Genomic DNA, 20,895 nt, shown 5'->3' on the forward strand with positions numbered 1-20,895 from the left:
ACTTCCGAACGGGCCGCTCGTCGGGTCCATTCTCCCTGGCGACAGCCGCGTCTGTGCCTGTCTCGCTCTGAGTATCCGACTCCGCCGAGTCTGCGCGACGGTGTCGCCTCGTGAATGCCCAACGTAGAACACTGTCAATCCGAGACGACGGCCTTATGTAGGGGCCAGGTCTTCCACACTAATGCGAACGACGCGGCGCACGCCGCCGCGTTCCCTCCGGCCGTTTTCCGGCACGGAGGCAGGAAACTATCCATCTCCTCGGAGCGGCCATCGGCTCGTCCGATGGTCGACTCTGGGATGCTCGGATCGGTCGTGCTCAACGCTGGATTACCAGCGATACAGTGCGCTGGCCTTATATAGGCTGGGCGCGTACTGTAACTTGCACAAAAGGTCCTGCCGGATGCGGTTTTCGGCGGGAACTCGATCCGATGCCCTTATATGTACGAGGGCAGTTGGATATGAACGCAACAAACGCGTGATCGACGGCCCGTTCAACTCGGGCCGTCATCTCGGGCGACGTGAGTTCGAAGGGGTTATGTACCCCAGACAGCTTACGAATACGTCCGAAGGAAATGAGGATCCTACCCCTGCGGTCCGCCGTATAGATGGGATCTGATGTTAGCCCTGGTAGTTCGGTGACGCCCGACCGGTCGTCGCGACCGGCTGTCGTCGTCGAACGTGGACCATTTACCAAATGTGTGAGTGTGTGCAACATTCACCGCCAGACCCCGAGCACATCTCGGGGAGACATAGCATTCATTCCGGTTGATCCTGCCGGAGGTCATTGCTATTGGAGTCCGATTTAGCCATGCTAGTTGCACGAGTTCAGACTCGTAGCAGATAGCTCAGTAACACGTGGCCAAACTACCCTATGGACTCGGATAACCTCGGGAAACTGAGGCTAATCCGGGATACGGTTCGCAGCCTGGAAGTGGCGCGAACCCGAAACGTCCCGGCGCCATAGGATGTGGCTGCGGCCGATTAGGTAGACGGTGGGGTAACGGCCCACCGTGCCGATAATCGGTACGGGTTGTGAGAGCAAGAGCCCGGAGACGGAATCTGAGACAAGATTCCGGGCCCTACGGGGCGCAGCAGGCGCGAAACCTTTACACTGCACGAGAGTGCGATAAGGGGACTCCAAGTGCGAGGGCATATAGTCCTCGCTTTTCACCACCGTAAGGAGGTGGTAGAATAAGTGCTGGGCAAGACCGGTGCCAGCCGCCGCGGTAATACCGGCAGCACAAGTGATGACCGCTATTATTGGGCCTAAAGCGTCCGTAGCTGGCCACGCAAGTCTATCGGGAAATCCGCGCGCTCAACGCGCGGGCGTCCGGTAGAAACTGCGTGGCTTGGGACCGGAAGATCCAGAGGGTACGTCTGGGGTAGGAGTGAAATCCCGTAATCCTGGACGGACCACCGGTGGCGAAAGCGCTCTGGAAGGACGGATCCGACGGTGAGGGACGAAAGCTTGGGTCACGAACCGGATTAGATACCCGGGTAGTCCAAGCTGTAAACGATGTCTGCTAGGTGTGACACAGGCTACGAGCCTGTGTTGTGCCGTAGGGAAGCCGTGAAGCAGACCGCCTGGGAAGTACGTCCGCAAGGATGAAACTTAAAGGAATTGGCGGGGGAGCACTACAACCGGAGGAGCCTGCGGTTTAATTGGACTCAACGCCGGACATCTCACCAGCATCGACAATGTGCAGTGAAGGTCAGTGTGATGAGCTTACTGGAGCCATTGAGAGGAGGTGCATGGCCGCCGTCAGCTCGTACCGTGAGGCGTCCTGTTAAGTCAGGCAACGAGCGAGACCCGCACTCCTAATTGCCAGCAACACCCTTGCGGTGGTTGGGTACATTAGGAGGACTGCCAGTGCCAAACTGGAGGAAGGAACGGGCAACGGTAGGTCAGTATGCCCCGAATGTGCTGGGCGACACGCGGGCTACAATGGCCGAGACAGTGGGATGCCACCCCGAAAGGGGGCGCTAATCTCCGAAACTCGGTCGTAGTTCGGATTGAGGGCTGAAACTCGCCCTCATGAAGCTGGATTCGGTAGTAATCGCCGTTCAGAAGACGGCGGTGAATACGTCCCTGCTCCTTGCACACACCGCCCGTCAAAGCACCCGAGTGGGGTCCGGATGAGGCCGGCGTAACGCCGGTCGAATCTGGGCTCCGCAAGGGGGCTTAAGTCGTAACAAGGTAGCCGTAGGGGAATCTGCGGCTGGATCACCTCCACAGACCGAGACCAGGCCGACGCGCCTGGCTCACTGCGGATCGCGATCGCGGTTTTCGAACCGCACACGTTCGATCGATACAGTCACTCGACTGGCCGATCGGGCACCTCAGAACTACCAGGGCTAACACCCAACTCCCTGCCCGCCTCTCACGAGGCGGGCGTGGGCCCATAGCTCAGTGGTAGAGTGCCTCCTTTGCAAGGAGGATGCCCAGGGTTCGAATCCCTGTGGGTCCATGTCTCGGAGGAAATCTCGGATCGTGTCCCTTAAGTGGGAGACGGCCCGAGGATTGAATCCGAACGAACCGATGCACCACCCCGTGCAAACGTGGGTGGGAAGGGTTAATGCGGGCCGGCCGTCTACCGGCGCGCAGATGAGACCGTGTGTACGTGTAGTCCAGGCGTCCACTGGACCCGTTCCCGGGTCACGATGTTGCGACTCTGTCGCAACGCCGATCCGATGAACGTGGCTACTGTGCCAGCTGGTGGATCGCTCGGCTTGAGAGCTGAAGAAGGACGTGCCAAGCTGCGATAAGCCTATGGGAGCCGCACGGAGGCGAAGAACATAGGATCTCCGAATGGGAATCCCCACCGCAATTGCTTCGCGCAATGGGGAACGCCGGGAATTGAAACATCTCAGTACCGGCAGGAAAAGAAAGCAAACGCGATGTCGTAAGTAATGGCGAATGAACGCGATACAGTCCAAACCGAAGCCTTCACGGGCAATGTGGTGTACGGACTGACGATCACTTCCCGAAACTCGACACGAAGTCTCCTGGAACGGAGTACGAAACAGGGTGACAGTCCCGTACTGTCGACGAGTAAGGAACGAGTCAGCTCCAGAGTATCGGGGGTTGGATATCCCTCGTGAAGTTCGCGGGCATCGACCGCGAAGACTAAACACTCCTCAAGACCGATAGCGAACAAGTAGCGTGAGCGAACGCTGAAAAGCACCCCAAGAAGGGAGGTGCAATAGGGCGTGAAATCAGTTGGCGATGGAGCGACGGGGCACGAAAGGTCCCGACCGAAACGACCGTAGCGCGAGCTACCAGTAGGAAGGTCGGGAAGCCGGTGTTCCGTCGTACGTTTTGAAAAACGAACCAGGGAGTGTGCCTGTTTGACGAGTCTAACTCGCTTATCGAGGAAGGCGTAGGGAAACCGACAGGGCCGCAGTGCTTTGCACAAGGGCCGCCGTGTTCAAGCGCGGGGAGTCAAACGGGCACGACCCGAAACCGGACGATCTAGGCGTGGACAAGGTGAAGCGTGCCGAAAGGCACGTGGAGGCCTGTTAGAGTTGGTGTCCTACAATACCCTCTCGTGATCTACGTCTAGGGGTGAAAGGCCCATCGAGTCCGGAAACAGCTGGTTCCAACCGAAACATGTCGAAGCATGACCTCTGCCGAGATAGTTCGTGGGGTAGAGCAACGGATTGGGGGACCGCACTCCGAGAGGAGTGTGCCCCCCTGTCCAACTCCGAACCTACGAACGTCGTTTGACGCAGGGAGTCCGGTGCGCGGGGTAAGCCTGTGTACCGTGAGGGAGACAACCCAGAGCTGGGTTAAGGTCCCCAAGTGTGGATTAAGTGCGATCGAAGGTGGTCTCAAGCCCTAGACAGCCGGGAGGTGAGCTTAGAAGCAGCTACCCTCTAAGAAAAGCGTAACAGCTTACCGGCCGAGGTTTGAGGCGCCCAAAATGATCGGGGCTCAAATCCACCACCGAGACCTAGCAGTGCGGATCAGACCGCAATCTTGTAGGTTGGCGTTCTGTTCGGGTGGAAGCACGGATGAGAATTCGTGTGGACCGTTCAGTAACGAAAATCCTGGTCATAGTAGCAGCGTTAGTCGGGTTAGAACCCCGACGGCCGAACGAGTAAGGGTTCCTCAGCAATGCCAATCAGCTGAGGGTTAGCCGGTCCTAAGTCAGCCCGTAAGTCGAAGCTGACAACAGGGAAATAGGTTAATATTCCTATGCCAGTGTGCACTCAAAGCCGACGCTTTGGGGCCGCCTGAGCTGGGCCTTCGCCCAGTCGAACAGTCAAAGATCGTGGAAGCCGTAATGGCACGAAGCGGTCGAACGGCTGGATAGCGCAAGTCAGGTCAACCCAGAGCCCGTGAAAAGGTGAGCACACTGTCCGTACCGAGATCCGACACAGGTACTCGTGGCGGCGAAAGCCAAGGTCTGTCGGGAGCAACCGACGTTAGGGAATTCGGCAAGTTAGTCCCGTACGTTCGCAATAAGGGATGCCTGCCTCGCGAAGAGGCAGGTCGCAGTGACTCGGGCGCTCCGACTGTCTAGTAACAACATAGGTGACCGCAAATCCGCAAGGACTCGTACGGTCACTGAATCCTGCCCAGTGCAGGTATCTGAACACCCCGTACAAGGGGACGAAGGACCTGTTAACGGCGGGGGTAACTATGACCCTCTTAAGGTAGCGTAGTACCTTGCCGCTTCAGTAGCGGCTTGCATGAATGGATCAACGAGAGCGCCACTGTCCCAACGTTGGGCCCGGTGAACTGTACGTTCCAGTGCGGAGTCTGGAGACCCCCAAGGGGAAGCGAAGACCCTATAGAGCTTTACTGCAGGCTGTCACTGAGACGTGGTCGCCATTGTGCAGCATAGGTAGGAGCCGTTACACAGGTACCCGCGCTAGCGGGCCACCGAGGCAGCACTGAAATACTACCCGATGGTGACTGCGACTCTCACTCCTGGCGGAGGACACTGGTAGCCGGGCAGTTTGACTGGGGCGGTACGCGCCTGAAAAGATATCGGGCGCGCCCCAAGATTTCCTCACCCGTGTCGGAGACGCGGGAAAGAGCGCAAGAGCATACGGAAGTCTGACAGTGTCCGGCACAACGACGGACGCTGACGCGAAAGCGTGGTCTAGCGAACCAATTAGGCTGCTTGATGCGGCCAATTGCTGACAGAAAAGCTACCTTAGGGATAACAGAGTCGTCACCCGCAAGAGCACATATCGACCGGGTGGCTTGCTACCTCGATGTCGGTTCCCTCCATCCTGCCCGTGCAGAAGCGGGCAAGGGTGAGGTTGTTCGCCTATTAAAGGAGGTCGTGAGCTGGGTTTAGACCGTCGTGAGACAGGTCGGCTGCTATCTATTGGGGGTGTAACGGTATCTGACGGGAACGTTCGTATAGTACGAGAGGAACTACGAATGGGTGCCACTCGTGTACCGGCTGTTCGAAAGAGCACGTGCCGGGCAGCGACGCACCACGGGGTAAGAGCTGAACGCATCTAAGCTCGAAACCCACCTGAAAAAGAGATACCACCGAGATCACTCGTAGAAGACGAGGTCGATAGACTCGGGGTGTACGCACCAAGGCAACGAGGTGTTGAGCCCGCGAGCACTAACTGATCGAGCCACACACTCATAACTACAACATCATCGCATTGGATCCGTGACGCGCGAACGGGTCCGGACGCAAACTGGACTACACATACACAACGGTCACAGACACGAGCACGCAGACACCGTATCACCGATATTGGCATGACGGCGGTTCGATTCCGTCGATCGGCGTTACGGCGGCCACAGCGGCGAGGTACCTCCCGTACCCATCCCGAACACGGAAGATAAGCTCGCCTGCGTTACGGCCAGTACTGGAGTGCGCGAGCCTCTGGGAACCCCGTTTCGCCGCCGACCACTCATACTCGTACTCTCTTTCGCCCCCGCGAGCGACCGCACCGGCGGTCACCCGCGGGGGCGTTTTGCGTATCCAAAACCGGATAGTGACGACAGTAACTCCGTACGTGGCCTCCAGGTACCGAGGCGGGAGAAATCGGTCGCGTATCGCGACCCGTATCAAATATTTTTGGAACGAAACTTATCCGATTGTTTGGAAAAGACCGGTACATGGACACAGGGGAAGCCGCTCCGGACCTCGATACGCTTTACGAACTATTGTCAAAATCACGCCGTCGATACGTCCTGTATTATCTCCTCGACAGCGACCGCGCGAGCATCGGCGGACTGACACGGCAGGTCGCCGCATGGGAACGGGACATTTCGATCGAATCGGTGTCCGAGGAACAGCAGAAATCGGTCGTGGTGTCGCTGCTACACAACCATCTCCCGCGACTCGAGGAACACGACGTGGTCACAGTCAATCGGCGACGTGGCGATGTCGTCAGTGGACAGTGCTTCGAAGTTGTCGCGTCCACCGTGAAACGCGCACGAGAGGATGACGGAATCGGGTCGGTCGTCGGTCCATCGTCTGAAACGTTTCTGTACGGTGATGACGTGTCGGAATCGACGAACTCGGATCGGTAGCTCGATCGGAGACGGTGGTTCTGTACGCCGCTGGTTTTCGAAGCGCACTCTGTGTACGCGGACTGGGAACCGCGACGGCGAAGCAGAGGGCCGGTGTCATCGTGGCGGTTGAGAAGGGGACGAGTGACGGTGAAACGGGGGACGAAAGCTGTCGGCGTGGGATAGTGGGAGACTGGTGGCGAGCGGCGGACGCGTTTACTGAACAGGTGCGGGGGCGGACACGGCCGTCGAATCCGCGGGTTGGCCCACCACAGCAGCGATGAAGCGCGAAGGGGAGGCGTCGGTCCTCGATCTCGGCAGTCAGTCGTCTGTCAGACCGTGAACGACCACACGCTCCGTCTCACCGCTCTCACGTCCCTCTCGCATTTTCGGACGGCGACTCCGGAGCGCAGAGGGGCACGAGGGGACGGGGAACAGTCTCGGGCTTTCGAGTACGCGGTCGGCTACCGATGGCGATCAGTCGCCGTTGGAAACGGGGCCGTGAGCGCTACTGCAGGACCCCTCGGAGATCGACTGGATCCATTCACGAGACCCTTCGACCGGTTCGATATCGGGATTCGAGAGGACGCGGTCGCGCCAGATCGCGTAGGTGATGAGATTCCACGTCACCGGACCGTACGATTCGATGTGGTCCGCGTGCATCGAGTCGGGGACAAAGGCTGGCGGATCGTATCGGTCGAAAACGGTGTCGAGTGGCCCCGATTCGAAGTACCGTTCGATCGGCAACGCCCCCGACCCCTTCTGCTGCTCGACGGGATAGTCGGTACAACGGTCGGCGAGGAGGGATTTCAGCAGGTACTTCGGCTCGAGAAACGTCGGTGCGAGGGTCCCCACGTCTCGGAGGCCTTGAACGTAGCGCCGACGAGTGGGGACGGCGAGTCCGCGACGGGCCAGACGTTCACACCGGAACGGATACACTACCGTCGTGTCGTGGGAGTACGCCAGTTGACGCCACTGTCCGCACGTGTTGTGGCGGAGGAAGCAGTACAGATGGCCGTACGCGGCGTGCCTCGAGAATGCATCGTCAGCGGCGAGGTCGACTCGCTGAGTGAGATAATCGTACTGTGCGTGGATGCGCTGGTCCACCGTCTCTGCGCCGAGTGCCGTGGCGACGACGTCGCTATCAGTATAGAAGGGGAGTTGAACGGCGAACGAGTCTGGGTCGGCGGGATGTCGACCCGCCTGGGTGGCGATACGTAATAACGAGTCGAACTGGTCTGAGAGGGGTCCCGGGACCACCGTCGACGCACGGTCGGGGACGCGCGTGAGGAGCGAGTCGAACCAGGTCGCGATTCGCAGACCCTTCGCTCCTGGCATCCCGAAGAGTGCGTCGGCACCCTCACCGTTGAGGTAGGCGTCGATCGAGTCGCTGTCACGAGCGAAGGCGGCGTCCGTCAGAGCGGTCTGCGCGTAGTGGGAGGGGAACCCGAGACGATCGATGCTCGTCTCGAGGTGAGAGAGGTACTCCGATTCGTCGATATCGACGCGCCGTGGCATCGCGTCGAGTAACGAAGCTGCAAGGTCGGCGTACTCCTGCTCGAACGCGACCTCTGGGCTGTCGAGTTGGATGACGAGTGACGGTTCGTCTTCGCGGTAGGTGTGCAAGAGGGTCGAGTCGACACCACCGGAGAGCATCGTCGCGACCGTGTCGCCCCCACAGACATCCTCGAGGAGTGATGCGAGCGTTCGATCGATGACGGCGGGTGCGTCGTCTGGAGCCAGTCCCTCCGGCGTCTCGCTCCCGCTGCTTCCGGAGAGGTGTGACACCTGCGTTCGCGTCTGGTCGTCGTCTCGGAGCGACCACTGAAGCCACGTTCCCTGTCCGAGTGCGTCGACTCGCGAGACGTACGTCTCCGGTTCGATCGGTGCTCTGAACAGCAGGTGGTCGGCGATAGCCGCGGTCGTGACCGTTCTGTCCGAGACGTCCAGGTGAGCGAGGGCGTTCCTGAAGTGATCGGTCACCACTACGTCACCGTCTGACCCCCGGAGCGTGTACAGTTCCCGCGTCGCCGTTACGCTCCTGAACGCATCGATCTCGTGAGCGCCGTCTAATCGGGTCGAGATGTGTACGACGATGGCATCTTCGACGACGCCGTCGAGATCGTCCCAGGCGTGCCGTGGGGAACTGGCGCTCGTGAGAACTCGTTCGATGGCGTCAGGTCGGTTCCCCGAGATGATCCAGTAGCCACTGTCGGACCCGACGAGTCGACAGTTCGGGTCAGCGAATAGCACGCGTACGTCATTGGCCATACTCGCGATAAATTGATCCTCATTTTCCTTATCGGGATCATAACCGCGACGCCCCGTTCGAGTCACGTCGCCGACAGGAATTGCCCCCGACGACCCGCCGTCTGCCTCGACGGGTCGTTCAGTGCGTACCCGTTTCGACGGTTGTCTGAGACACGACGGAATGAGTGTGCTGACTCTCACCACCTGGGACGGCACGTGCGCGTCTCGACGTCGCTCTCGAGTACGGAAAGACCCGATATCTGTGGTGTCCTGACCGACTACAGGGACGGTATTGCCGGTCTCGGATCGGCGCCGATCGCCCATCGTGGTCGGTGAGAATCGCAGTCGGAAGATTCGGAACCCCGGGCACGTCCGAGAACGTCTCACGTATCTATGATATCCCTGGTTCCGGCGGACGCCTGCCGTGCGCGCTGGGTCGAGTTTCGAATTCACGTACAGTTTCGAGTGACGAGAATGTCGATCACCCCTATGGTATTTTCGCGGTCAGTGACAGTGAGCGCCACGTCGTGGTTCGGAGCGTGCAACGCGACACCAGCCACTCGATGGCCACCCCATCACCCACTCGAACGGACTCGAAGGGCGCTCAGATCTTGCCGGAGAGTCGAAACTGGTGAAATCGGCCGAGTGCGGCGCTATCGCACGTGAACGGATGGGATGGGGCTGGACGAGACGACGGCTGACGGTGAGCGACCGATCAGAAGTCTTCGCCGGTCGCTTCTTCAGCGGTCTCTTCGACCCCCTCCGATATCGCCTCTTCGACGCCGCCGGAGAGGTACCCCTCGACCGCTTCCATAAGTATCTTGAGTATGTTCATAGTCATCACTGACCGTGAATGTATAATAAGGTATCGTATGTGACGCGCTCGCTCGTGGTGGGGAAACTGTCCGCCCGGCCCACTACTGGGCACAAATCTATCTACGTGTGGGATCGGTAAAAATGACGGTCGAAAACTAACCGATCGGGTGAAATATTACGGCTTTGCTTCGAAGATTAGACTCGTCTTCGTCTCGGCGGCCCGGCGGAACCGCGTGAACCCGCCCTCTGTGACGACCTCCCGTGTCCGTTCCTCGCCCGCTTGTGCACCCATCCCGTAGCCGACCTCCTGACTGAGTGAGTTCGGCGTACAGGCCACCGTCGAGATCGAGTACGCGAGACGGCCAAACGGGGTGAGGTTATCTTCGACCCGGTCGTCGGCATACGGTTCGACGATCATCCAGGTACCGTCGTCGGCCAGCGTCTCTCCGACGTGGGACGCCACGCCGATGGGGTCGCCCATGTCGTGGTAACAGTTGAACATCGTCACGAGATCGTAGTCGGTGCCGTTGTACTCCCGCGCGGTCGCCACCTCGAAATCGACGCGGTCGGCAACACCCGCCGTTTCCGCTCGCTCGCGCGCCATCTCGATCGATGACTCGTGATAGTCGACACCGACGACCGTTGCGTCGGGATACGCTTCGGCCATACGAATCGTCGGTGCGCCGTGTCCACAGCCGATATCGGCGATTCGCCCGCCCGCTTCTAGCGTCTCGGCTACCCCGTCGAGTGCCTCGATCCAGTCGAGGAGGAAATTCCCGTAGGCCGGACCGAAGAAGCGTTCGGTGCCGTGGAACACGTCCTCGTCGTGTTCGTGCCAGCCGACGCCCTCGCCCGTTCGAAACGCCTCACGAATGTCGGGTTCGATCTTGCCTAACGACGCGACGAGCTGGAACGCGCCCGGCATGAACACCGGGCTCTCTTCGTCGGCCAACACGTACGCCTGCTCGGGGGTAAGATCGTAGCGGTCGGCATCGGGGTCGTAGGTCACGTACTCGCCTGCTGCCTGTGAGCGAAGCCATTCGCGGACGTAGCGTTCCGTGGTGTTGGTTTTCTCGGCCAGCTCGGCGGACGTGAGCGGTCCAGCCTCGTCCAGCGCTGCATAGAGTCCGAGCTCGTCGCCGATTCACTCGCGTGAACGGAGAGCGCGAGGCTGACGAGCGACCAGCGGGAGCGAGGAGTGCTTTTGCAAGCGAGCGTAGCGAGCGCTGTAAAAGGTCGATGTGCGCCCGGAACACTAACGTCCAGCCTCATCCCGTGGCGGCATGCCGCGTCGGCTGGCTAACCCTCGTGCCGGGCGGGAGAACTCGAGTGAGTTCTCCGGTACTGCTGTCGCGTGCCCGGGTTCGCCGTGCTGTCATCGCACCCGAATGGGTCTGCTCGGACGGGGACTAAAGGCACGCAGTCTGTCTAGACGCGTCGTCCGCTTAACTCTTCTACTCTTCCGCTCTGTTCCTCGCTCGACTGCGACCGTCTTTCTCAACCGGGATTGGGGGCTGTGGTGACGGTGTCTTCGTTCTCCGCGAGCCACCGGTCGTACGTTTCGGGGTCCACTACGACGACGTCGGCGTCCATCCGCGAGTGGCCGGCCCCGCAGAACTCGGCACAAACTGCGCCGTAGCGGCCGGGTTCGTAGACGATGGTTCGGGCTCGCGTGAACTGACCCGGAAACGCGTCCTGTTTGATGCTCAGGTCCGGCACGAAAAGCGAGTGGATGACGTCGTCGCTCGTGAGCCAGATCGTCACGTTCTCGTCGGCGGGGATCACGATCTCGTCCTCCGTCGTGACGTTGGCTCCGGGGTAGGTCGCTTGCCACTCCCACTGATAGCCGGTAACGTATACCGCCTCGTCGTCGGTCTCGGGGAGTTCTTCGAACGACTCGTACCCGTCCACGTTCTGGGTGTCGCTCTCGAGCGCCTGCGACGGGGACACGTACGGACTGACGAGGACGCTGTACCCGGAGAGGCCGACGAACAGGAGGATGATCGCCGTCGCGGTGGTCCAGGTTATTTCGAGGGCGGGATCTTCCCGCGTCGGTTGGGGATCGTCGTTGTCGTGGAACTTGACGGCTGCGTAGACCAGAATCAGGAGGACGAACAGCGTCAACGGTAGTGCAACGTAGAGCAGTTGATACTCGAGTCCGTCGATGAGTTCGCGGTTCGCCGACTGTGCGACGACGGGGCCGGTCAGTGCGAGGAGACTCGAGAGCGCCGAGAGGAGCAGTAGCAAGATCGTGCGGCGGCGGCCACGCATTGACGGGCATTGGGCAGCGCGCGTGAAATACTGCCGCCATGGTTGTCTGAACTGTCACGAACGCGTATCAGTTATAGGCAGTAGATACCCGGTGAAGACCGATCAAAAGTGGTGAAACTCTCGTACCTGTCAGTTCATCTTTATTGAGGCCGGTGGTGAGGCACCGCTATGCACGGCGACGAGCGGTGCGGTCGATCTGTCGGGGGTGGCGGGTAACGATGGACCGTGCGCTCGTGGAGGTCGTGTTGTTCCTCGGCATCCTCGTCGGCTGTCTCGCGACGGTCGTGGCCGCGCGACGGTCGCGAGCCGATCCGTCGCCGGACGGCGGGTACGTGACGAGCCGCGACCGCCGATTCAGTTTGTCCGACGCCAGGGCGGCGGCAATCCGGTGGACAACGACGACGAATCACCGCGAGATCGGCGTGCTCTATATCGCGTTCGGCACGGTCGCTGCGATCTGGGGCGGAATCGACGGCATGATGATTCGGACGCATCTGCTGACGCCGGAAGCGAATCTCTGGACCGAGCAGACGTACAACGAACTGTTCACCATGCACGGGCTGACGATGCTGATCTTCTTCGTCACGCCGGTGTTCTACGGGGTTGGAAACTACTTTCTGCCGCTGTTGATCGGGGCCGACGACATGGCGTTTCCGCGACTCAACGCGATCGGCTTCTGGCTGTTACCACCCGCGCTCTTGCTGGCCCGGCTTGGAATCGTCGCCGAGGTAACCGGAAAGGTACTCGGGCTCGTGGTTCCGGCGGACTGGCTGACGGCGCTGTTCGCGTTACGCGAGCCGGCGGTCGGGTGGTACCTGTATCCGCCGCTGTCGCTCGCGCCGAATCCACAGACGAACTTCCTCATACTCGGGCTCCACCTGAGCGGCATCGCGACCACCATCGGGGCGATCAATTTCATCACCACGGTCGTCTACGAACGAGACGAGTCGATCGGCTGGGCGAATCTCGATATCTTCTCGTGGAACATGCTCGTCACGAGCGCCATCGTCCTCTTCGCGTTCCCCCTCCTCGGGACGGCGCTGCTCATGTTGCTGTTCGACCGCACTTTCGGAACGACCTTTTTCGCCGTCGAGGGCGGCGGCCCCATTCTCTGGCAGCATCTCTTCTGGTTTTGGGGCCATCCGGAGGTGTACATCATCTTCCTCCCCGCGACCGGTTTGATGAGCCTCATTCTCCCGAAATTCGTCGGCCGCAAGCTCTTCGGATTCAAGTTCATCGTCTACTCGACGATCGCGATCGGGGTTCTCTCCTTTAGCGTCTGGGCACATCACATGTTCGTGACCGGCGTCGATCCTCGCGTCCGAGCGAGTTTCATGGCCACCTCGGTCGCGATCGCCGTCCCGAGCGCGATCAAAGTCTTCAACTGGATTACCACCATGTGGAACGGCGACGTCAGGCTCGCAGCGCCGACGATACTCTGTGTCGGCTCGATCGGGATGTTCATCGTCGGCGGTGTGACCGGCATCTTTCTCGCCGTCATCCCGGTCGACATCGTGTACCACGGCACCTACTACGTCGTCGGACACTTCCACCTCATCCTCATGGGGATCATCCCCCTCATGATGTTCGCTGCGAGCTACTACTGGTATCCGCTCCTCACCGGTCGGATGTACGACCGACGGCTCGCGCTGTTCCAGTCGACGCTGCTCGTCGCCGGCTCCGCGCTCACGTTCATGACGCTGCTGGCGCTCGGATTTTTGGAGCTGCCTCGCCGGTATGCGACGTACCCCCCACAGTACTCGGGGTTGCAGGTCGTCGCCACAGTCGGTGCGTTCATCGTCGGTATCAGCGTCCTCATGTGGCTGTACAACATGCTCTGGTCGTACTTCCGGGGAAGCCCCCTCGAGACCAGCGATCCGTGGGAGCTGAAGGCGACCGAGCAGTTCACGCCCGAGTGGCAGTGGTTCGAGGACAGACTCGAGCGCGAGCGCGGTATTCCACCGAGCGAACCGGCGGAGATTCGGCCCTCGTACGTCCCCGCGCGTGAAGTTCGGCCGCCGTCGCTCTACGGCCGAATCGCGCCGGTGGCACGGACCGTCGCGAGCGACGCGGGTGCGGGCGCGACCGGCGGATTCGTCGGCACGATGCTCATGTCGGGTATCCTCTTCGCCGCGGTGATCCTCGGCGCGTTCGACCTCGAGTCCTTCGCGAATCTCGCCACGCTCGTCGGACTCCCCTCGAGCGTCGCCCTCGGGTACGGGCTGTTTCTCGTCGGCGGGATGACGGTCTGGTCCCTGCTGTTTCTCTCGCTACGGGAGTACCTGCCCGGCGAACTCACCCTCGTCACGGGGCTGTGGTACGCGACGGTGATCGCCTCCGGGTTCGCGATCGCGTTCTACTCCGGCCAGAGAGGCCTCGAGCTGGTCGCGTATCTCGTCTTCGTCTTGCTCGCCCACTGGCTGTACGGACTGGGTCTCGCGGGGACGATCACGTACCTCGGCGGCCGCAGGCGCCGTCCGTCGACCGGGGAGACCGATCGAGAATGAGCGCAGATGAAGACGACCCTCGCGGTCCGACCGGTCCGGAGGCGGCCGAGGACGCGGGGCCGGTCGGGCCGACGCTCGAGTCCGAATCGTTGCTGCTGACCTACGCCGCACCGTTTCTCGGCGTTCTCTTGATCGCCGTCGGTCTTCCCCTCTCGATCGTCGGCGGCTACGTCGTGGTTCAGGACCGGGTCGGACTCTGTGGCGAGCCGTCGATCACGGCCACGCCGGTCGACCAGTACGACCGCTTTCCGGAAACCGTCGAGGAACTCCCCGCGGAGGATCTGACGGCCGCCGAGCGACGGGCCCTCGAGGAAGCGATCGAGAGCCCGCTCAGGGAGGGGACGATCGAGGGAGACGTCGCGAACCGCGATGCACTGCTCGATGGAGTAGTCATCGCCTTCGAGGGAGAGTCCTACTACGTTCAGATCACGTCCCAGAACTCCTGTCTCGAGGTCGAGCCGCTGTTGTTTCCGATCGGCGGGGTCGCGATCATCGTCGGTATCGTGGGCGTCCTGACGCCGCCGATCTACCGGAAACTGGCCGGCTTCGAGGAACGGATCCGGGGAGAGCGGCCGGAGTGACCGATCTCCCGAATCGATCGGGTGACGGGCGAGTCGACGCGGCGCTCGGTCCTCGGGAGGGCTGCGGGGGCCGATTGGAACTCGTGGTGAGAGCGGTGCCAGTTGAAACGGGCCAACCGCCTCGTCGGAATACGATATTCCCGGCCCAGTCGTTCGAGCGCCTCGCCTCCTCGTCGATGCTCTTCGACCGTCACCTCGTCCCGTCGGTCCGGTTCCTGGAAGACGGTCCGCGTGCCCGCCCAGATCGAGCGGCACGACCCCATTTGACTGTCGCGAACCTCGCGGAAACTCGGTACCGTCGGTAGGGGCCCGAGGGGACAGCGACCGCAGACCGGGGTTTTTTCCGCTCGCCGTGGTACGGGCAGGTCCCCCGAGGTGACCCGAGTGGGATCTCACGACGACGAACAACGAGCGGCGGCGACGTGCAAGCGCTGCGGGGAGATCGGCATCGTCCAGGTGTTGTCCGACGACAGTCTGTTGCCACTCGGCCAATCGACCTTCTGTGACTGCGACCAGCCGATGCTCGAGGTGTTCGAGACCGATCCCGACGCCGACGACCGCTCGTAGAGACGTGCGACCGGTCCGAGCCGTCGGCCATCACGCGGACACGGACGCGCCGACGTAGAGGACCACGACGAGAAAGACCCAGACGAAATCCACGAAGTGCCAGTACAGCGACACGGTCGCGATCGACGTGTCACGATCGGGCCCGTAGTGACCGCGAAGCGCCCGCCAGCAGAGCGTCGCGATCCCGAGGACGCCAAGCGTAACGTGGAGGCCGTGGAGTCCGGTCAGGCCGAAGAAGGCGCTCCCGAAAACGCCGCTCGAGAGGGAAAACCCCTCTGTGGCGACGAACTCGTAGTACTCGTAGGCCTGGCCGGCGAGGAAGACGATGCCGAGCGCGAGCGTCGTTCCGAGCAGTCCGAGAAAGCGCCGGCGGTTGTCCCCCTCGAGTGCCTCGTGGGCGTAGTGGAGGGTGACGCTGCTGGTCAGGAGCAACGCGGTGTTGACGACGACGAGCGAACCCACAAGCGGCGGTAACTCCTCCGGTGGCCACGTTCCGATCCTGACGAAGAAGTAATAGACGAACAGCGCGCCGAACGTCGAAACGTCGGTCGCGAGAAAGAGCAGCGTCGTCGAGACGTACGACCGGCGTGATGTCGGCCCGGGCCGCGCGTCTCGAGCGGGGGCCAGAAACGCCTGCTCGACCCAGCCGGCCACACCGCCTAACAGGACGATCGTTCCGAGGACGGCGAGGGGAACGCCGACCACAGAGGGGCCGACGTCGGTCTCGCGGCCGAAGATATAGATCCCGAAGCCGGCGTAGAGCCCGGCGGCCCCGGCGGCTGCGATCAGCGGCCAGCGGCTGCGGTGGTGGTCGTGATCGTCGTGATCTCCACGGCTGCGGCGGTCGCCGTGCGCCCCACGGTCGCTGTGGTCGCCGGACTCTTCGGATGGTTCTCCCCCTCGAACTCGGTGGCCCGTGTCATCGGTCCGGAGATCGGTCTCGTCGCGCGGCGCTCCGGATGCACCAGCGTCCATATCGCCGCTTCCACATCGAGGACGAAAAAGGATCGCCGCTCGAGTGGCGGTAGGGGGTCACTACAGGGCGTTAGTAGAAATACTCGTCTTCCGATAGCTGGACGTAGCGGCCGTCGCGGTAGCCGAACTTTCGCCGTTTGTACGTCGTGAGGATCTTCGCCGCGTCGATCCCGGCGCTATATCGCCTGTCGATCAGGACGTTGTCGCCGCTGGCGTCTTGCATGTCGGTCACCGTGTCGAACGCCCAATCCCAGTCGTCGGGGCCGTAGTCAGCGACGATATCCGCGAAGGCGACGTTCCGAAGGATCTCGTCGCCGATGGCGCGCTTCCAGACGTCGTTGTAGTTCTCGAGCGAGTCCGTCGCGGCGAGTCGGCCGGCGATTTTGCCGGTCCGGACGGCGACGTGGTAACCGCCCTCGTGGAACGCGGACGTCGTTCCCATCGCGCCGCCGGCCACCGCGATGTTCGCGGCGACGGGCGACTCGATCGGTCGCGTCGAAGAGATGGGATACGTCTCGGTCCCCTTCGATTTCCCGCGGTCCTGGACGCGCGGAAAGTCCGCTTCGATGTCGTACTCGTCGCCGTACTCCTGTTCCAGAAGCCGGCTGATGTACTCGGCGCCGGAGGGGATTTTCTCGTCCTCGGGGCGCAGTAGCTTGTAGGAGCCGGGACTGTCGACGTCCGTGAGGGACATCCCGATGGGCATCGTGAGGCCGACGCGCGCGACGGTGCCGTCGTTCGGAAAGATCCACGGGTAAGCGGTTTCGCCGGGCATGTATCCCCACCAGAACTTGAGTCGATCCTCTTCGAACACCTCGTCCGGGAACTCGCGGTACTCCTGGTAGGCGATGTGGTTGGCGTTCGGCGGCGAGAGGTAGTCCGACACGCTCCGGCCGGGGGCCGTGAACTGATCGAGTGCTTCGAGGGTCACCCGCCGTTGTGGGCCGTCGGCGAGGACGACGTATTGCGCCTCGAGTTCGTCGCCGTTCGACAGCGTCAGCGTGTGGGTCGGTCCCGCGGACCCGGTCGCTCGCAGGTCCGTTTCGAGGCCCCTGACGCCGGTGCCGACCCGCAGGTCGGCTCCCGCGTCACTCGCTCGCTCGTGGAGCCAGTCGTCCATCCGCGTGCGGTTAAACGTGTAGCCGAACTTCGGGTAGTTGGCCTCGATTCCCGTCGTTCGGAGTTCGACCGAACTGCTCGGCCCGATGAACTCCGTCGCCTCGAGTTCCTGGAGAACGACCCCGTCGGGAATCTCGCGGTAATCGAACTCCATGATATCGACCCAGTAATCGAGCATCCCTGCGGCGTCGGTCGAGTCCGGCCCCAGTCCCTCGCGGTCCTCTCGAGGCACTCCCTGCTCGAAGAGGACCGTTTCGGCGCCGTGGGCCGCAGCCTGCTCGGCCGCGGACGCACCAGCGGGGCCGCCGCCGACGACAGCGACGTCTAAGCGTTCCATACGGGGTTGAGACTCGTTGAGCCATTATAAAAACTGCGAGGCGAATTTCGTCCAAATCGCCACGGTCCCCGCTTTCCCGGCGACGACGCCAGTGGAGTGGGGCGGGTGCGCCCGTCCGACGGAGCGAGTATCGTCGACCGGAGCCTCTCTGCGGGCCCGCCGCCGTTCGGAATTCGGCTCCCGGTCGTCGGTACACGGTCGTGCCGCGAGACGAACGCTTTTGACCGCACTGGACGAGTCGATGGACATGAGCGACGCTGACACACCGGACGTTCTCGTGCTTCGGAAAGGCACTCACGGGACACCGATCGAACAGTACGCGGACGCGATCCGCGACCGACTCCCGGATCGCACCGTCTCCCTCGCGCGAACCCCGGCCGACGAGCGCGAGGCGATCCGGACCGCTCGCTTCGTGACGGGCATGACCCTCGAGGAGGACCTCGTCGCCGCCGCTGAGAAACTCGAGGTCTTCGCCTGTGCCTACGCGGGAACCGGGCACCTCCCCCTCGACTCGCTCGCGGAGCGGGGCGTCGCGGTGACCAACGCATCGGGCGTTCACGGTCCGAACATCGGCGAACACGTTCTGGGGACGATTCTCCATTTCACCCGGCGATTCCACGTTGGCGCGCGCCGGCAGCGTCGCCGCGAGTGGCGCCACTACAAGGCTCACGAACTCCAGGGCTCGACCGTCACCGTCGTCGGACTCGGTGCGATCGGAACGGCGGTCTGCGATCGGCTCGAGCCGTTCGGCGTCGAGACGATCGGCGTCCGCTTCACGCCGGAGAAGGGCGGGCCGACGGACGAGATGATCGGCTTCGAAGGCGACGCGTTCGACGACGCGCTCGCGCGGACGGACTACCTCGTTCTCGCCTGTCCGCTCACGGAGACGACCCGAGGACTGATCGACGAGGACGCGTTCGTCACGATGGATCCCGGGGCTGTGCTGGTCAACATCGCCCGCGGGCCGGTCGTCGAAACCGACGCGCTCGTCGACGCGTTGCGCTCGAACTGGATCCGCGGTGCCTCACTCGACGTGACCGATCCCGAGCCGTTGCCCGAGGAGCATCCGCTCTGGACGCTCGGGAACGTCCAGATCACCCCTCACAACGCCGGCCACACGCCGAAGTACTACGAACGATTGGCCGACATCGTCGCCGAAAACGTCCGTCGATTCGACGACGGAGACGTCGACGAACTCGAGAACCAGGTGCTGCCCTGATCGAATCGCTCCGACACCGACCGGGTCCCGCCCTCCGTCCGACGCACTTTTTTGGCCCCTTCCCCCGAATCCGGAGTATGGATCGCTCACCTGCCGACGCACTCGCTCGAGCGAGGGTCCCGCGATGACACTTACGTTTGACGGGACGCTCCTCGTCCCAGTCGCCGATCCGGACGACGGCGAGCAGACCGCGACCGCACTGGCACCGCACCTCGAACCCTCGAGTACGGTGCTCGTCGTCAACGTGATCGAGAAAGCGGGCGGCGCACCCGACAAAGCCTCCGTCGAACAGCGGGAGGAGTACGCACAGGAGATTTTCGAGCGCGCGCGTGGGCCGCTCGAGGGACGGGCCGGGACCGTCGAGACGGCCGTCCTCTTCGGAACGAACGTCGTCGAAACGATCATGGACGCGGCGTCGGAACGCGCCGTCGATGCGGTTGTCTTCGAACCGCGCGAGGGAAACCGGTTCGCCGAACTGCTCACCGGCGACGTCGCGCGACGACTGGTCAAGCGCGCGTCGGTTCCGGTCGTCGCGCTGCCCCGCGAGGGGTGACCTCGAAGTCGATACAACCAGAGACGACCGAATCTCGACGGTACCTGCCCTAGAGGTAGCCGTTCTCGAGCAATAGTTCGCCGTTCAACACGCTCGCGCCGGCGGCACCGCGGATCGTGTTGTGCGCGAGGCAGTTGAACTGCAGGCCGAACGGCGATTCTTGCAGTCCGCCCGCGGCGATGGCCATTCCGTCGCCGAGCGTGCGATCCATCCGCGGTTGCGGACGATCGGGTTCGTCGAACACGTGGATGAGCGGGTCGGGCGACGAACGGAGGTCGAGCGATGGGTACTCGCTCATTGCCGCGGCCGCCTCGTCGGTGGTCAGGTCCTCTGCAGTCTCGACCCAGACGTTCTCGAGGTGGCCGTCGATCGTCGGAATGCGATTGCACGAGGCCGAGACGGCCATGCCGTTCAGCGACAGCGACGCGCCATCGAAGTCACCCAGCAGCTTACGGGATTCGGTCTCGAGCTTTTCTTCCTCGCTGCCGATGTAGGGGATGGCGTTGTCGATGATCTCCATCGAACTGACGCCGTCGTACCCCGCGCCGGAGACGGCCTGCAGCGTCGAGACGTGGACCTTCTCGAGGCCGTAGTCGGCCAGGGCCGCGAGCGTCGGGACGAACGTGATCGTCGAACAGTTGGGGTTTTTGACCATCGCACCGTCCCAGCCGCGTCGATCGCGTTGCACCTCGAGCAGGTCGATGTGGTCCGCGTTCACCTCGGGAATCACGAGGGGAATGTCGTCGTCCATCCGACCGTTCGAGGAGTTCGAGGAGACGACGTAGCCGGCCTCGCAGAACGGCGGTTCGACCTCCGCGCCGATGCTCGATGGAAGCGACGAAAACAGGAGGTCGACGTCGTCGGGGACCTCGTCGGGGTCGGTCGCCGTGACGGTGGTGTCGGCGACGTCGTCGGGGATCGGGCTGTCGACGCGCCACTTTGCGGCCTCTCGATACGTCTTGCCAGCGCTCGACTCACTCGCGGTCAGTGCCGCGATCTCGAAGTCTGGATGCGGGTCGAGCAACTGAATCAGTCGTTGTCCAACGGCGCCGGTTGCACCGAGTACGCCTACTCGTACTGCCATTTCCGGCCACTCCGAGTCGTGTCCGCAAAACCGTTTGGGTTTTCGGTAGCGCATGTCAACCCACGGAATTACAGGGGTTTGAGACGAAGGGCCTCGGCGGTATGCGTGGAAGGACGCCGGTGG

11 protein-coding genes, 1 tRNA gene, 3 rRNA genes and 1 pseudogene are annotated in these 20,895 nt (G+C 62.3%); 10 read left to right on the forward strand and 6 right to left on the reverse strand.

Going from position 1 to position 20,895, the window contains the following annotated elements; all coding sequences use genetic code 11:
• Positions 1 to 758 precede the first annotated feature (758 nt).
• The 5 genes from NJT13_RS01155 to NJT13_RS01175 all read left to right on the forward strand — a co-directional run bounded on the left by NJT13_RS01155 (position 759) and on the right by NJT13_RS01175 (position 6,514).
• Positions 759 to 2,233: ribosomal RNA gene (locus NJT13_RS01155) — 16S ribosomal RNA — on the forward strand.
• Positions 2,234 to 2,396: 163 nt separating this feature from the next.
• Positions 2,397 to 2,468 (forward strand) — tRNA-Ala (locus NJT13_RS01160).
• A 224-nt stretch (positions 2,469 to 2,692) separates the two neighbouring features.
• Positions 2,693 to 5,613: ribosomal RNA gene (locus tag NJT13_RS01165) — 23S ribosomal RNA — on the forward strand.
• Positions 5,614 to 5,765: 152 nt separating this feature from the next.
• A 5S ribosomal RNA gene (rrf, locus tag NJT13_RS01170) occupies positions 5,766 to 5,887 on the forward strand.
• Together the 16S, 23S and 5S rRNA genes with 1 tRNA gene alongside form the textbook arrangement of a ribosomal RNA operon.
• Before the next feature lie 210 nt (positions 5,888 to 6,097).
• Positions 6,098 to 6,514 (forward strand): DUF7344 domain-containing protein, encoded by a 417-nt coding sequence (locus NJT13_RS01175; protein ID WP_254523668.1) that lies wholly within the window; start codon positions 6,098 to 6,100, stop codon positions 6,512 to 6,514.
• A gap of 456 nt (positions 6,515 to 6,970) precedes the next feature.
• Here NJT13_RS01175 and NJT13_RS01180 read toward each other — a convergent pair whose 3' ends face one another.
• The 3 genes and pseudogenes from NJT13_RS01180 to coxB all read right to left on the reverse strand — a co-directional run bounded on the left by NJT13_RS01180 (position 6,971) and on the right by coxB (position 11,830).
• Positions 6,971 to 8,764: an asparagine synthase-related protein gene (locus NJT13_RS01180; RefSeq protein WP_254523669.1), complete on the reverse strand. Its 1,794-nt coding sequence runs from the start codon at positions 8,762 to 8,764 to the stop codon at positions 6,971 to 6,973.
• 970 nt (positions 8,765 to 9,734) lie between these two features.
• A pseudogene (locus NJT13_RS01185) lies at positions 9,735 to 10,703 on the reverse strand (class I SAM-dependent methyltransferase); the annotation flags it as partial.
• A gap of 353 nt (positions 10,704 to 11,056) precedes the next feature.
• Entirely contained in the window at positions 11,057 to 11,830 is a 774-nt protein-coding gene (gene coxB / locus NJT13_RS01190; RefSeq protein ID WP_254523671.1) for a cytochrome c oxidase subunit II, read from the reverse strand.
• Positions 11,831 to 12,048: 218 nt separating this feature from the next.
• On the opposite strand from coxB, the gene NJT13_RS01195 reads away from it, so the two are divergent.
• The 3 genes from NJT13_RS01195 to NJT13_RS01205 all read left to right on the forward strand — a co-directional run bounded on the left by NJT13_RS01195 (position 12,049) and on the right by NJT13_RS01205 (position 15,485).
• Entirely contained in the window at positions 12,049 to 14,337 is a 2,289-nt protein-coding gene (locus NJT13_RS01195; protein ID WP_254523672.1) for a DUF6789 family protein, read from the forward strand.
• Complete coding sequence (locus NJT13_RS01200; RefSeq protein ID WP_254523673.1) at positions 14,334 to 14,918, forward strand: DUF7979 domain-containing protein; 585 nt, start codon at positions 14,334 to 14,336, stop codon at positions 14,916 to 14,918. Before NJT13_RS01195 ends, NJT13_RS01200 begins: the two co-directional genes overlap by 4 nt.
• A gap of 375 nt (positions 14,919 to 15,293) precedes the next feature.
• The gene (locus tag NJT13_RS01205) at positions 15,294 to 15,485 is read left to right on the forward strand and encodes a hypothetical protein (protein WP_425499773.1); all 192 of its coding nucleotides are present in this window, start codon (positions 15,294 to 15,296) and stop codon (positions 15,483 to 15,485) included.
• 30 nt (positions 15,486 to 15,515) lie between these two features.
• On the opposite strand, the gene NJT13_RS01210 is transcribed toward NJT13_RS01205, so the two are convergent.
• Positions 15,516 to 16,460, reverse strand: a complete 945-nt coding sequence (locus tag NJT13_RS01210) for a cytochrome c oxidase subunit 3 (protein WP_254523675.1) — start codon at positions 16,458 to 16,460, stop codon at positions 15,516 to 15,518.
• A 70-nt stretch (positions 16,461 to 16,530) separates the two neighbouring features.
• Entirely contained in the window at positions 16,531 to 17,916 is a 1,386-nt protein-coding gene (locus NJT13_RS01215; RefSeq protein ID WP_254523676.1) for an NAD(P)/FAD-dependent oxidoreductase, read from the reverse strand.
• A 247-nt stretch (positions 17,917 to 18,163) separates the two neighbouring features.
• Between NJT13_RS01215 and NJT13_RS01220 the strand changes: the two genes are divergently transcribed.
• Both NJT13_RS01220 and NJT13_RS01225 read left to right on the forward strand, forming a co-directional pair.
• Complete coding sequence (locus tag NJT13_RS01220; RefSeq protein WP_254523677.1) at positions 18,164 to 19,135, forward strand: D-2-hydroxyacid dehydrogenase; 972 nt, start codon at positions 18,164 to 18,166, stop codon at positions 19,133 to 19,135.
• 124 nt (positions 19,136 to 19,259) lie between these two features.
• Positions 19,260 to 19,688 (forward strand): universal stress protein, encoded by a 429-nt coding sequence (locus NJT13_RS01225; RefSeq protein ID WP_254523678.1) that lies wholly within the window; start codon positions 19,260 to 19,262, stop codon positions 19,686 to 19,688.
• Positions 19,689 to 19,737: 49 nt separating this feature from the next.
• On the opposite strand, the gene asd is transcribed toward NJT13_RS01225, so the two are convergent.
• Positions 19,738 to 20,772 carry an aspartate-semialdehyde dehydrogenase gene (gene asd, locus NJT13_RS01230; RefSeq protein WP_254523679.1) on the reverse strand — a complete coding sequence of 345 codons (1,035 nt, stop codon included), beginning with the start codon at positions 20,770 to 20,772 and terminating at the stop codon, positions 19,738 to 19,740.
• Between the last annotated feature and the right edge of the window lie 123 nt (positions 20,773 to 20,895).

Origin of the sequence: Natrinema caseinilyticum (assembly GCF_024227435.1) — an archaeon.
Lineage (GTDB): Archaea > Halobacteriota > Halobacteria > Halobacteriales > Natrialbaceae > Natrinema > Natrinema caseinilyticum.

What these genes read in the sequence shown, in the direction of transcription:
- NJT13_RS01175 (WP_254523668.1), top strand. Translation starts at nt 6,098, where the DNA reads ATGGACACAGGGGAAGCCGCTCCGGACCTCGATACGCTTTACGAACTA.
- NJT13_RS01180 (WP_254523669.1), bottom strand. Translation starts at nt 8,764, where the DNA reads ATGGCCAATGACGTACGCGTGCTATTCGCTGACCCGAACTGTCGACTC.
- coxB (WP_254523671.1), bottom strand. Translation starts at nt 11,830, where the DNA reads ATGCGTGGCCGCCGCCGCACGATCTTGCTACTGCTCCTCTCGGCGCTC.
- NJT13_RS01195 (WP_254523672.1), top strand. Translation starts at nt 12,049, where the DNA reads ATGGACCGTGCGCTCGTGGAGGTCGTGTTGTTCCTCGGCATCCTCGTC.
- NJT13_RS01200 (WP_254523673.1), top strand. Translation starts at nt 14,334, where the DNA reads ATGAGCGCAGATGAAGACGACCCTCGCGGTCCGACCGGTCCGGAGGCG.
- NJT13_RS01210 (WP_254523675.1), bottom strand. Translation starts at nt 16,460, where the DNA reads ATGGACGCTGGTGCATCCGGAGCGCCGCGCGACGAGACCGATCTCCGG.
- NJT13_RS01215 (WP_254523676.1), bottom strand. Translation starts at nt 17,916, where the DNA reads ATGGAACGCTTAGACGTCGCTGTCGTCGGCGGCGGCCCCGCTGGTGCG.
- NJT13_RS01220 (WP_254523677.1), top strand. Translation starts at nt 18,164, where the DNA reads ATGAGCGACGCTGACACACCGGACGTTCTCGTGCTTCGGAAAGGCACT.
- NJT13_RS01225 (WP_254523678.1), top strand. Translation starts at nt 19,260, where the DNA reads ATGACACTTACGTTTGACGGGACGCTCCTCGTCCCAGTCGCCGATCCG.
- asd (WP_254523679.1), bottom strand. Translation starts at nt 20,772, where the DNA reads ATGGCAGTACGAGTAGGCGTACTCGGTGCAACCGGCGCCGTTGGACAA.